This window comes from uncultured Xylophilus sp. (genome assembly GCA_913776965.1).
Classification (GTDB): Bacteria; Pseudomonadota; Gammaproteobacteria; order Burkholderiales; family Burkholderiaceae_C; genus Xylophilus.
Window position 1 is genome coordinate 1 of the sequence record CAJYQL010000104.1, and the last position, 12,147, is coordinate 12,147.

The following is a 12,147-nucleotide window of genomic DNA, read 5'->3' on the forward strand; positions in this document are numbered from 1 at the left end:
ACCCAGCGGTGGCCGTGCAGCGCCCAGTAGATGCGGCCCGGCACCAGCGGCTCGTCGTCGAGCCAGGCGACGGTGGCCGACAGCGTACGCGACGGTTCCAGCGCGCCCGGCGCCAGCAGCCAGTCGCCGCGCGACACGTCCACTTCGCGGTCGAGCACGATGCCCGCGCTGTGGCCGGCGCCGACATCGGTCGGCCGGCGGGCGTGGTCCAGCACCTGCGCCACGATGGCCGTCTGGCCGCCCGGCAGCACCGTTACATCCTGGCCCGGCGCCACGTGGCCCGCGCCGACGCGGCCCCAGAACACCCGGCGGCCCTGCGAGGTGTCGGACGACGACGAGAACTTCTCGACCCACTGCACCGGGAACGCGAACGGCACGCCGCTGTCGGCAGGCGTGCCCGGCAGGCCTTCGAGGATCTGCAGCAGCGACGGGCCGTCATAGCCGGCCCAGCCGGCCTGCGCATCGACCACGTTCCAGCCCTTGAGCGCCGAGACCGGCACGGTGGCCGCGACCTCGATGCCGGCGGCCGACGCGAATGCGGCCAGCGCATTGCGGATGCGGGCGAACGCGGTGGCGGCATCGGCCACCGCATCGAGCTTGTTGACCGCGAACACCACCGACGGCACCCGCAGCAGGTGGGTCAGCAGCGCATGGCGCCGGGTCTGCGGCAGCAGCTCGCCGGTCGCCTGGGTCGCGGCCCAGTGCAGCTTGGTCGCATCGACCAGCACCACCGCCGCGTCGGCGCTGGAGGCGGCGGTCACCATGTTGCGGGTGTACTGCTCGTGGCCCGGCGCGTCGCCGATGATGAACTTGCGGCGTGCGGTCGCGAAGTAGCGGTAGGCCACATCGATCGTGATGCCCTGCTCGCGCTCGGCCGACAGCCCGTCGGTCAGCAGCGCCAGATCGGTCTCGCCGCCGCGCTGCACGCCCGCCAGCTGGTCCTGCAGCACGGTCTTGCTGTCCACCAGCAGCCGACCGATCAGCGTGCTCTTGCCGTCGTCCACGCTGCCGCAGGTGATGAAGCGCAGCGCCGCGGCATGTTGGGCATCGTTTTGGCCGTTTGCGCCCGCTCCGCTTGCGCGGGCAGCTACGGTATTGATAGCGTCGTTCATGGGTGAGACCCTCAAAAATCCAACCTGTCTTTGTCAGAGATACCGCGGATCCGGCTCCGCCGGTCCGCAGGTATCGCCCCCGGAAGGGGGTGGGCGGCTACGGCCCGCGGCAGCGGGCTGAGCAAGCCTGGGGGCGAACTAGAAATACCCGTCTTTCTTGCGCTTTTCCATGGACGCCTCGGACGTCTTGTCGTCCATCCGCGTTGCGCCGCGCTCGCTCACGTCGGCCGCCAGCGTCTCGACCACCACGTCGGCCGCATCGGCCGCATCGCTTTCCACCGGGCAGGTGCAGGTGATGTCGCCGACGGTGCGGAAGCGCACGTCGCGCAGCTCTGCCACCTCGCCGTCGTGCAGCGGCGTCAGCGGCGTGACCGGCACCAGCAGGCCCTTGCGCTCGACCACCTCGCGGCGGTGGGTGTAGTAGAGCGACGGCAAGGCGATCTGTTCGCGGTCGATGTACTGCCAGACGTCCAGCTCGGTCCAGTTGCTGATCGGGAACACACGGAAGTGTTCGCCGGGCTGCAGCCGCGTGTTGAACAGCGTCCAGAGTTCCGGCCGCTGCGCCTTGGGCTGCCACTGGCCGAAGCTGTCGCGGTGCGAAAAGATGCGTTCCTTGGCGCGGGCCTTCTCCTCGTCGCGGCGGGCGCCGCCGATCAGCGCGTCGAAGCGGAACTCCTCGATCGCCTCCAGCAGCGTGACCGACTGGTGCACGTTGCGACTCTCGCCCGGGTGCGCCAGTCGCACCGTACCGCGGGCCATCGAGTCCTCGACGCTGCGCACGATCAGCTCGGCGCCCAGCTCCTGCGCGCGGAAGTCGCGGAAATCGGTTACTTCCGGGAAGTTGTGGCCGGTGTCGATCATCAGCAGCGGGTACGGGATGCGGCCAGCACCGAAAGCCTTCTCGGCGCACTTCAGCAGCACCAGCGAATCCTTGCCGCCCGAGAACAGCAGCGCCGGCCGCTCGAACGCGGCGGCGACCTCGCGCAGGACGAAGATCGTCTCTTCTTCCAGCGCGTCGAGGTGCGAGGCGGACAGTCGCGACAGCGGGGCCGCGTCGGCGGCGGCGAGCAGGGCGGAATCGTTGCGAACGTTCATCGGGGGATGTTCCGGAAAGCGGGGGTCGGCGAGGCGGTGTCGTCAGTGCGCGAGGTGCAGCCCGCACTCGCGGTTGTCCTCGCCCTTCGTGGGATCGACGTAGTCGAAGTTGTTGGGCAGGCCGTGGCGCTGGCCGTAGTCGTGCAGGTCCTTCGACGACCAGTGCAGCAGCGGCGCGACCTTCAGCAGGCCGTCCGGGTTGATGCTGACTGGGTCCATCTGGGCCCGCACCGCCGTGTCGGTGGCGCGCAGCGCGGTGAACCAGACCTGCGGCGCGGTCTCGCGCAGTGCCCGGGCGAAGGGTTCGAGCTTCACTTCTTCGGTGAAGGCCGCATGGCGCGGGTCGTCGAGCGCTGGCACCGGGCCGTCGATCGCCTCGCGGTGCGCCCGCGAGCGGCGCGGCAGGTAGATGCGCAGGTCGAGCTTCAGCAGCCGCGTCACCTCGTCGGCGTAGCGGTAGGTGGCCTCGGTGTTGTAGCCGTTGTCCATCCAGACCACCGGCACCGTCGGGTCGGCCTGCGCCACCATGTGCAGGATCACCGCCTCGAACGGGCGGAAATTGGTGGTGACGATGGCGCGGCGGCCGAGGCCGGTGGCCCAGTCCACAAGCCCCTGGGCGTCGCGGCCCAGGGTCGCGTTGACGTGTGCGAGGTCGAGGTCCATGCGGTGCGTGTCCGTGGCGGTCAGGCCGTCGTGGCCGTATCGGCCTTGTTGGGCGTCGCGAAGTGCGGCGCGGTGTGCACGGCGTCGCCCTGGTAGAAGCCGTGGAAGCGGTCGAACTGGCGCTGCGCGTCGGCCGCGTCCACGCCTTCCTTCAGGACGGCGGAGCTGAAACCGGTGCGCGCCATCTGCACCAGCTGGTCGATCAGCACGTCGCCGGTGGCGCGGATCTCGCCCGCGAAACCGCGGCGGCGGCGCAGCAGGAACGCCTGGCTGTAGGCCCGGCCGTCGGTGAACTTGGGAAACACCAGGTCGATGCGCGCGACGCCGTCGAGCGGCACCTCGAGCGGATCGGCATCGTTGGCCAGCGGCAGCACCGAGGCATCGTCCTGCGGGGCGGCGGTGTGGTCGGCATGTGCCAGCAGGCGCAGCGGCGCGACGGCGGAAGCGGCGGCGGTGGTCGTCGTCATGGCGTGTGTCCTCGTCAAACGGCTTCGGCGGCGACCTTGGTGCGGGCGCCGTTGGCGGCCGCCTTGAACGGGTCGTGGCCGACACGGCGCAGCGTGTCGATGAAGGTTTCACCCGACTGGCGGGTGTCGCGGTAGGTCGTGAGCACGGCCTCGATCACGCCCGGCACTTCGGCGCCGGTGAACGACGGGCCGACCGCCTTGCCGGCCTGCGCCGGGCCCGACAGGTTGGAGCCGTCGGAGCCGGCGAGCGTGACCTGGTACCACTCCTTGCCGTCCTTGTCGACGCCGAGGATGCCGATGTGGCCGCTGTGGTGGTGGCCGCAGCTGTTGATGCAGCCGCTGATGTGCAGGTCGATCTCGCCGAGGTCGTCGAGCTCGTCCAGGTCCTGGTAGCGCTCGGTGATCGCCTCGGCGATCGGGATCGAGCGGGCGTTCGCAAGCGCGCAGAAGTCGCCGCCGGGGCAGGCGATCATGTCGGTCAGCAGGTGTACGTTGGCGCTGGCGAAGCCGGCAGCGCGGGCCTCCAGCCAGAGGGCGTGCAGGTCGACGGCCGGCACCCAGGGCAGCAGCACGTTCTGGTCGTGGGTGACGCGCACCTCGCCCGACGAGAAGCGGTCGGCCAGGTCGGCCACGGTGTCGAGCTGGGCCGCGTCGGCATCGCCCGGCGCCTGGCCGCGGCGCTTGAACGACAGCGTCACCGCGCGCAGCGCCGGGTTCTGGTGCGGCGCGACGTTGCGCTGCAGCCAGCGTGCGAACTGCACGTCGGCCGCGGCCGCATCGCGCAGCACGCGGTCGGCGTCCTCGGCGGAGGCGCGGTGCAGGGCCGGCGCCAGCGTGGGCGGCACGAAGGACGCGGCGACCCGGTCGAACTCGGCCTGGGTGATGGTGTGCGGCGCGCCGTCGTGCTCCAGGATCTGGGCGTATTCGGCTTCCACTTCGTCGATGTAGGCCTGGCCCTCGGCCTTGACCAGGATCTTGATGCGGGCCTTGTAGATGTTGTCCCGGCGGCCGTAGCGGTTGTAGACCCGCACCACGGCTTCCAGGTAATTCATGATCTGGTTCCAGGGCAGGAACTCGCGCAGCACCGTGCCGACGATCGGCGTGCGGCCCATGCCGCCGCCCACCTGCACGCGGAAGCCGAGTTCGCCTGCGTCGTTCTTCACCAGGCGCAGCCCCACGTCGTGCCAGCCGGTGGCAGCGCGGTCCTCGGCGGCGCCGGTGATCGCGATCTTGAACTTGCGCGGCAGGAAGGCGAATTCGGGGTGCAGCGTGCTCCACTGCCGCATGATCTCGGCGAAGGGGCGGGGGTCGGCCACCTCGTCGACCGCGATGCCGGCGCGCTCGTCGCTGGTGATGTTGCGGATGCAGTTGCCGCTGGTCTGGATGCCGTGCATGTCGACCGAGGCCAGCAGGTCCATCACGTCGGCGCTCTTCGCGAGCGGAATCCAGGTGTACTGGACGTTCTGCCGGGTGGTGAAGTGGGCGTAGTGGGTCGGCAGCTTCGTGGTGCCGAGCGCACCCTGGGTTTCGAGCGCCTTCTGGTAGACGGCGGCCTCCGGTTCGTCGTAGTCGCGGGCGATGGTGGCGAGCACCCGCACCTGGCGGCTGGAGAGTTCGCCGTAGGGGACCGCCACCCGCAGCATCGGCGCGTAGCGCTGCACGTACCAGCCGTTCTGCAGGCGCAGCGGCTTGAATTCGTCCTCGCTCAGCTTGCCGGCCTGGAAGCGTTCGAGCTGGTCGCGGAACTGGTCGGCCCGCTGGCGCACGAAACGGCGATCGAAATCTGTGTACTGGTACATCGTGGAGTCTTCTGGGAGAGTGATCGACTGGCCGCCGGCACGCGCCGGCGGCGAAAGCGAGTGGATCAAGCGTCCTGGCAGGACGCGGGCGGCGGGGCGGAGGAGCCGCGCCGCACGCCTCTGCGGCCTGCGGATCGCACTCTAGAGGGGCGCTTTATAAATCCAAACTATTTTTTCATACGCGCTTTATGCGGATAAGCATATGCACGAGGCCGGATGCGGCCTGCAGCGCGGTGCCGCGCCGATGCTGGATAAGACCGTCAGCGCCGCAGGCGGGCGGTATCCAGCGCCGCCGCGAGCCGGGCCGGCAGGGGCAGCGGCTCATTGTGCCAGCGGGCGGTCAGCAGCTCGGCGCAGAGGGCGGCGAAGCTCAGCCCGCGCGAGCCGAGGGCGGCGACGACCCAGGGGCCGTCGGGGGCGGCAGGATCGACCGGCCCGACGAGCGGCCGGCGGTCGGCGGCGGTGCAGCGCACGCCGGCCCAGGCCTCGACGCGGCCGGCGTCGAAGGCGGTGGCAAGTGCCGCGGCGGCCCCGGGCAGCAGACGCTCCAGGCGCTCCCGGTTGGCGCAGGTGTCGTCCGAGCGCAAGTCGCACCGGTCGTCGCCGCGGCCGAAGGTTGCGCCGCTCACCCAGCGCGGGCCGTCCGCGGCTGGCACACCGCCGACCCAGTGGCCGTCGCCGTTCACTGCAAGGGCGGGCAGCGCGGCGGTGGCGACGGCCATGCGGCCCCAGGCGAGCTGTCCGCGTACCGCATGCAGCGGCAGGCCGGGGGCGAGTGCGCGGTTGCCCACGCCGCCAGCGAAGATCACCCGGTCGGCGGTGCAGCGCACGGTGCCGGCCGCATCGCACAGCTGCCAGACGGCGCCGTCGCGCCGCACCTGCGCGACCGTGCATCCACCCTGGAACCACACCCCCGGCCGCGACAGCCAGGCCTGCACCAGCGCGGCCGGCCGCACCCAGCCGGCGGCCCGGTGCTGCCAGGCGGGCGTGTCGGACGACAGACCCGCGCGTGCGAGCGCACCGGCGTCGGCGGGTGACGAGGGTGCCCCGGCATCGGCCGTCCAGCCGGCGGGCAAGCGGTCGTCCGGCATGCGGCGCTCCAGCACGCCGTCGCCCTGCCAGTCGACGCCTTCCGTCAGCCAGGCCCGCAGTTCGGACCGCGTGATGCGCAGCCCGGCGCGGGTGAGCCGCGACAGCAGCGCATCGTCCGGCGAGACGTGCGGCGCCCACAGCGCGGCGGGTGCGCCCGACGCACCGGTGGCCGGCGCAGCAGCGGCGTCGAGCACGGTGACCTGCCAGCCGCGCCGCGCCAGGCTGGCCGCGAGCGCGGCGCCCGCTATTCCGGCGCCGACGACGGCACAGTGCCCGGGCACGCCCGCGCACGGGGCGTCGCCGGGCCGCGGCGGGCGGCGCGGCTCCCATGCGGGTGTAAACCGCGCGGTGAGCCTGCCCGCGGTGCCCGGTGAATCGGCGTCGACCTGGACGGCGAAACCCTGCTGCGTCAGCGCAGCGGACACGGCGGGCGCCGCGCTGTCGCACGCCAGGTGCGTGCCGCGCCGTGCGAACCGCGCCACGGTCGCGATGCTCTCGACCGCGGTGCCTGTGCCGTCCAGATAGATGCTGTCGGCGTCGAAGCGCTGCAGCGCCCGCAGCATCGCCTCGACCGGCCCGACGCAGAGCGTGAGCAGCACCCGCCCGTCGTCGAAGGCGAGGCGGTGCACGCCCGGCAACAGGCCGTCCCCTTCGGCGGCCAGCCGGTCGGCCAGCGGAGCGAGCGTCGCGTCGCCCTCCGCTGCCCGCCGCAGCGCTTCGGTTGTGAGGGGCGCGGGGGTGATCGCCACGACGTGCAGCAGGCCGCAGCGTGCCGTATCGCGCCGCCACGCCTCCCAGGTACAGAGAAACCCCAGGCCCGACCCGAAGCCGGTCGCCAGGATGCGCCATTGCGGCGCGCCCGCCCAGGCACCGGACAGCCCGCAGCCGTCGAGGAAAACGGTCCGCACGGCCGCGGCCGAATCAGGAGAGGGGGAGGTCAGGCCGGGCGCCATGCGGTGCGGCCCGTGGGTCCGCCGGTCGGTGGACGGCCGGCGTCCGAAGGCCGGTCAGGCCGCGGTGGGCGGCACGTAACCCTGGACCGCATCGGCGCCGTCGCCGAAGAAATGCTTCTCCATCTGGCGCGCCAGGTACTGGCGGGCGCGCTGGTCGGCCAAGTTCAGACGGTTCTCGTTGACCAGCATGGTCTGCTGCTTCATCCACTCCGCCCAGGCTTCCTTGCTCACGCTCTCCCAGAGCCGCTTGCCCAGTTCGCCGGGGTAAGGCGGAAAGTCCAGGCCTTCGGCCTCTTTGTTCAGCTTGATGCAGTGGACCATCCGTGCCATGTGTGCGTACCGTCTTTAGTTGAATTTCGAATAACAAACTGAAAACTCAGTTGTTTCAGTTTTGAAGGGCTGCTTCCAGAATTTCTCCTGTCGATCACAACCTTCCAATTGCAAGAGAGAAAGAGAAGCACCCCATGCAAGTTCGCCGCGACTTTATCAAGATTCCCCTGCTGGCCGCCTTCGCCGCCGCCATGGCCCTCCCGGCGCTGCCGGCGTTCGCCCAGACGGTGAACCTGCTCAACGTGTCCTACGACCCGACGCGCGAGCTGTATGTGGAATACAACCAGGCGTTCGCCAAGCACTGGAAGGCCAAGAGCGGCCAGGACGTGGCGGTCAAGCAGTCCCACGGCGGCTCCGGCAAGCAGGCCCGCTCGATCATCGACGGCATCGACGCCGACGTGGCCACTCTGGCGCTCGGCGGCGACATCGACGCCCTCGTGAAGAACGGCGGCTTGGTCAAGCCCGACTGGCAGAAGCGCCTGCCGCACAACTCGGCGCCCTACACCTCGACCATCGTGTTCCTGGTGAAGAAGGGCAATCCCAAGGGCATCAAGGACTGGGACGACCTGACCAAGGCCGGCGTGCAGGTGATCACGCCCAACCCCAAGACGTCGGGCGGCGCCCGCTGGAACTACCTGGCCGCCTGGGAATTCGCCAAGCGCAAGTTCGGCAGCGACGCCAAGGCCAAGGAATTCGTAGCCAACCTGTACAAGAACGTGCCGGTGCTCGACACCGGCGCCCGCGGCTCGACCATCACCTTCGTGCAGCGCGGCGTCGGCGACGTGCTGCTGGCCTGGGAGAACGAGGCCTTCCTCGCGTTGAAGGAATTCGGCGTCGACAAGTTCGAGATCGTCGCGCCGTCGCTGTCCATCCTGGCCGAGCCGTCGGTCGCGGTGGTCGACAAGGTGGTTGACAAGAAGGGCACCCGTGCCGTCGCCGAGGAATACCTGAAGTACCTGTATTCCGAGGAAGGGCAGGACATCGCCGGCCGCAACTTCTACCGGCCGACCAGCGACAAGGCCAAGGCCAAGTACGACAAGCAGTTCCCCAAGCTGACGCTGGTCACGATCGACCAGGGCTTCGGCGGCTGGGAGAAGGCCGACAAGGCGCACTTCGCCGACGGCGCGACCTTCGACCAGATCTACACCAACGCCAAGCGCTGAGCCCCGCCATGACCGTCCTCCTGATCGCCGGCAGCCCGACCGAACGGTCGCGCTCGCAGGCCCTGCTCGAAGCCGTCGGCCAGCGCCTGTCGCGCGCCGGGCGGACGGTGGAACGGCTGCCGGTGCGGCAGCTCGACCCGACGGCGCTGCTCGTGGCCGACGCCTCCGAGCGCGGCATCGCCCGGGCGGTCGATCAGCTGGCCACTGCGCAGGCGGTGGTCGTTGCGACGCCGGTCTACAAGGCGGCCTACAGCGGCCTGCTGAAGGTGTTCCTCGACCTGCTGCCGCAGACCGCGCTGCAGGGCAAGACGGTGCTGCCGCTGGCGACCGGCGGCAGTCCGCACCACATGCTGGCGCTCGACTACGCGCTGCGGCCGGTGCTGCAGTCGCTGTCGGCGCGGCACATCCTGTCGGGCGTGTACGCCACCGACAGCCAGGTGACCTGGACGCCGGAAGGCGCCTTCACCCTCGCCGACGAGATCGGCCGGCGGATCGACGCCGCGGTCGAGGCGCTGTCCGATGCGATCGCCCCCACCGTGCCGCGCCCCGGCTTCGCACCGATCGCGTTCGCGCAGGTGCAGCACAGCGTCTGACCGGCGCGCCGGCCGGCGCTTCTTTTTCACCCCTTCCGCACGACCGATACCGCCCTGCCTGCGGGCAGTGGCGCCGCCGGTGTGCCCCGAGCACCCGATTCCCTCCGTTTCCTACCGTTTTCCCGAACTGATCTCCACCACCATGGCCCATCCCGTCACCACCGTTCCCGCTTCCACCTCCCGCCGCCGCGTGCTGGCTGCGGCGGCCTCCCTGTCGGTGGCCGGCCTCGGCATGGTCGGCGGTGCCGCCTGGGCACAGGCCCCGGCCGGCGGCAAACGTGTACTGCGCATCGGCTACCAGAAGGGCTGGCTGTCGATCCTGAAGAGCCGCGGCACGCTGGAAAAACGGCTGGAGCCGCTCGGTGCCAGCGTGACCTGGACCGAATTCAACGCCGGCCCGGTGCAGCTGGAAGCGCTGAACGTCGGCGCGATCGACTTCGGCGACGTGGGCGAAGCCCCGCCGATCTTCGCGCAGGCCGCCGGCGCGCGGCTGGTCTATGCCGGCGCCAGCGTGCCGCGCCCGGCGCTGGAAGCGGTGATCGTGCCGAAGGATTCCGCGATCCGCAGCGTGGCCGACCTGAAGGGCAAGCGGGTGGCGTACAACAAGGGCTCCAACGTCCAGTACTTCCTGGTCAAGCTGCTGGAGAAGCACGGCCTGAAGTACGCCGACGTGCAGTCGGTCTTCCTGCCGCCGCCGGACGCCCGGGCCGCCTTCCAGCGTGGCGCGGTGGACGCCTGGATCATCTGGGACCCGTTCCTCGCCTCGGCGCAGAAGACGCTCGACGCGCGGCTGCTGGCCGACGCGCAGGGCGTGGTCAACAACCGCCAATACCTGTTCACCTCGCGCGACTTCGCCACCCGCAACGCCGACGTGCTGCGCATCGCGGTGCAGGAGTACAACGGCATCGAGCAGTGGGCGGCCAAGAACAAGCCGGCGGCCTCGGCCGAACTCGCGACGGTGCTCGGGCTGGACCGCGGCATCACCGACCTGTACCTGAGCCGCGCCGCCTTCGGCACCGGCCCGGTCAACGGCGCGATCCTCGGCGAGCAGCAGGCGATCGCCGACACCTTCTTCGAGCTGAAGCTGATCCCGCGCAAGCTGAACCTGCTGCACGCGGCGCCGGTGGACCTGGGCTGAGGAGGCGACGGCGATGCAGATCCTCTGGTTCCTTCCCACGCACGGCGACAGCCGGTATCTCGGCACCGCCGAAGGCGCGCGCACCGTCGACCTGCCGTACCTGCAGCAGATCGCGGGCGCTGCCGACCGGCTCGGCTACGACGGCGTGCTGATCCCGACCGGCCGCTCTTGCGAAGACCCGTGGGTCGTCGCGTCGAGCCTGATCGGCGCCACGCAGCGGCTCAAGTTCCTGGTCGCGGTGCGGCCCGGCCTGCACGAGCCGGCGCTGGCCGCGCGCATGGCCGCCACCTTCGACCGGCTTTCCGGCGGGCGGCTGCTGGTCAACCTGGTCACCGGCGGCGACCGCGCCGAACTGGAGGGCGACGGCGTGTTCCTCGACCATGCGCTGCGCTACGAGCAGTCGGCCGAATTCATCCGCATCTGGCGCGAGATCCTCGCGCGCAGCCACACCGGCGAGAGCGTCGACTTCGACGGCCGGCACCTGAGCGTCAAGGGCGCGAAGCTGCTGTTCCCGCCGGTGCAGCAGCCCTATCCGCCGGTCTGGTTCGGCGGATCGTCGGAGGCCGGCCACACGCTGGCAGCCGAGCAGGTCGATGCCTACCTGACTTGGGGCGAGCCGCCGGCGGCGGTCGCGCAGAAGATCGCCGACGTGCGCGCCCGCGCCGCCGCGCTCGGCCGCACGGTGCGTTTCGGCATCCGGCTGCACGTCATCGTGCGGGAGACCGACGAGGCGGCCTGGCATGCGGCGGAATCGCTGATCAGCCGGGTCGACGACGCCACGGTGGCGCGCGCCCAGGCCGCCTTCGCACGCATGGATTCCGAAGGCCAGCGCCGCATGGCCGCGCTGCATGCGCAGGGCGCCGGCCGCAGCCGCGCCGACCTGGAGATCGCGCCCAACCTGTGGGCCGGCGTCGGGCTGGTGCGGGGCGGGGCCGGCACCGCTTTGGTGGGCGAGCCCGCGACGGTGGCCGCGCGCATCGAGGAATACGCGGCGCTTGGCATCGACAGCTTCATCTTCTCCGGCTATCCGCACCTGGAGGAGGCCTACCGCTTCGCTGAACTGGTGTTCCCGCGGCTGTCGCGCCACGCGCAGCAGGCGCTGCCGGGCCAGGCGCTCACCGGGCCGTTCGGCGAGGTAGTCGCCAACCTGGACGCGCCCTCGCGGCTGGCGCCGCGCCTCGTCTCGCAGAGCTGACCGCCATGGCATCGACCACGACTTCCCCTGCGCTCGGCAGCATCGCTGAAGGGGCCGACGCAGCGCCTGCGACCACGGCGGGCCACGCAGCCGGCGCTGCGGCGCGCGTGGTGCTGCAGCGCCTCGTGCCCTGGCTGGTGCCGCTGGTGCTGGTGTCCGGCTGGCAGATCGCCTCGTCGCTCGGCTGGCTGTCGGCCCGGGTGCTGCCCGCACCGTTCGACGTGGTCAAGGCGGCGTGGACGCTGGCCGCATCGGGCGAGCTGTGGACCCACATGTCGGTGAGCGCCGGCCGTGCGCTCGCCGGCTTGGCGATCGGCGGCGGCCTGGGGCTGGCGCTGGGCCTGCTGACCGGATCGGTGCGCTTCTTCGAGACGCTGCTCGACTCGACCATCCAGATGGTGCGCAACATCCCGGCGCTGGCGATGATCCCGCTGGTGATCCTGTGGTTCGGCATCGACGAGTCGGCCAAGCTGTTCCTGATCGCGGTGTCGGTGTTCTTTCCGATCTACCTGAACACCTTCCACGGCATCCGCAACGTCGATCCGCA

General features: G+C 70.8%; 12 protein-coding genes. 5 read left to right on the forward strand and 7 right to left on the reverse strand.

Annotation, left to right across the window (positions count from 1 at the left end):
• From QZ500_RS14805 to QZ500_RS14835, 7 genes are all read right to left on the reverse strand, one after another.
• Positions 1 to 1,112, reverse strand: a 1,112-nt coding sequence (locus tag QZ500_RS14805) for a GTP-binding protein (protein WP_295856171.1), incomplete at its 3' end; no start/stop codon positions are given.
• Between the two features lie 138 nt (positions 1,113 to 1,250).
• On the reverse strand, positions 1,251 to 2,207 hold the full coding sequence (gene cysD / locus QZ500_RS14810) for a sulfate adenylyltransferase subunit CysD (protein WP_295856172.1): 957 nt from the start codon (positions 2,205 to 2,207) through the stop codon (positions 1,251 to 1,253).
• Between the two features lie 42 nt (positions 2,208 to 2,249).
• The gene (locus tag QZ500_RS14815; protein ID WP_295856173.1) at positions 2,250 to 2,870 is read right to left on the reverse strand and encodes a phosphoadenosine phosphosulfate reductase family protein; all 621 of its coding nucleotides are present in this window, start codon (positions 2,868 to 2,870) and stop codon (positions 2,250 to 2,252) included.
• Positions 2,871 to 2,890: 20 nt separating this feature from the next.
• Positions 2,891 to 3,298 carry a DUF934 domain-containing protein gene (locus QZ500_RS14820; protein ID WP_295856181.1) on the reverse strand — a complete coding sequence of 136 codons (408 nt, stop codon included), beginning with the start codon at positions 3,296 to 3,298 and terminating at the stop codon, positions 2,891 to 2,893.
• 53 nt (positions 3,299 to 3,351) lie between these two features.
• Entirely contained in the window at positions 3,352 to 5,136 is a 1,785-nt protein-coding gene (locus tag QZ500_RS14825; RefSeq protein WP_295856174.1) for a nitrite/sulfite reductase, read from the reverse strand.
• A gap of 260 nt (positions 5,137 to 5,396) precedes the next feature.
• Positions 5,397 to 7,181: an FAD-dependent 5-carboxymethylaminomethyl-2-thiouridine(34) oxidoreductase MnmC gene (gene mnmC, locus QZ500_RS14830; protein ID WP_295856175.1), complete on the reverse strand. Its 1,785-nt coding sequence runs from the start codon at positions 7,179 to 7,181 to the stop codon at positions 5,397 to 5,399.
• Positions 7,182 to 7,235: 54 nt separating this feature from the next.
• Complete coding sequence (locus QZ500_RS14835; RefSeq protein ID WP_295856176.1) at positions 7,236 to 7,511, reverse strand: oxidative damage protection protein; 276 nt, start codon at positions 7,509 to 7,511, stop codon at positions 7,236 to 7,238.
• Positions 7,512 to 7,645: 134 nt separating this feature from the next.
• On the opposite strand from QZ500_RS14835, the gene QZ500_RS14840 reads away from it, so the two are divergent.
• From QZ500_RS14840 to QZ500_RS14860, 5 genes are all read left to right on the forward strand, one after another.
• Positions 7,646 to 8,674, forward strand: a complete 1,029-nt coding sequence (locus tag QZ500_RS14840; protein WP_295856177.1) for a sulfate ABC transporter substrate-binding protein — start codon at positions 7,646 to 7,648, stop codon at positions 8,672 to 8,674.
• An 8-nt stretch (positions 8,675 to 8,682) separates the two neighbouring features.
• The gene (gene ssuE / locus QZ500_RS14845) at positions 8,683 to 9,267 is read left to right on the forward strand and encodes an NADPH-dependent FMN reductase (protein WP_295856178.1); all 585 of its coding nucleotides are present in this window, start codon (positions 8,683 to 8,685) and stop codon (positions 9,265 to 9,267) included.
• 142 nt (positions 9,268 to 9,409) lie between these two features.
• Entirely contained in the window at positions 9,410 to 10,405 is a 996-nt protein-coding gene (locus QZ500_RS14850) for a sulfonate ABC transporter substrate-binding protein (protein WP_295856179.1), read from the forward strand.
• Positions 10,406 to 10,418: 13 nt separating this feature from the next.
• Entirely contained in the window at positions 10,419 to 11,600 is a 1,182-nt protein-coding gene (ssuD, locus tag QZ500_RS14855; RefSeq protein ID WP_295856180.1) for an FMNH2-dependent alkanesulfonate monooxygenase, read from the forward strand.
• A gap of 5 nt (positions 11,601 to 11,605) precedes the next feature.
• Positions 11,606 to 12,147: ABC transporter permease subunit (locus tag QZ500_RS14860; RefSeq protein WP_366763271.1), on the forward strand; the 542-nt coding region annotated here is incomplete at its 3' end.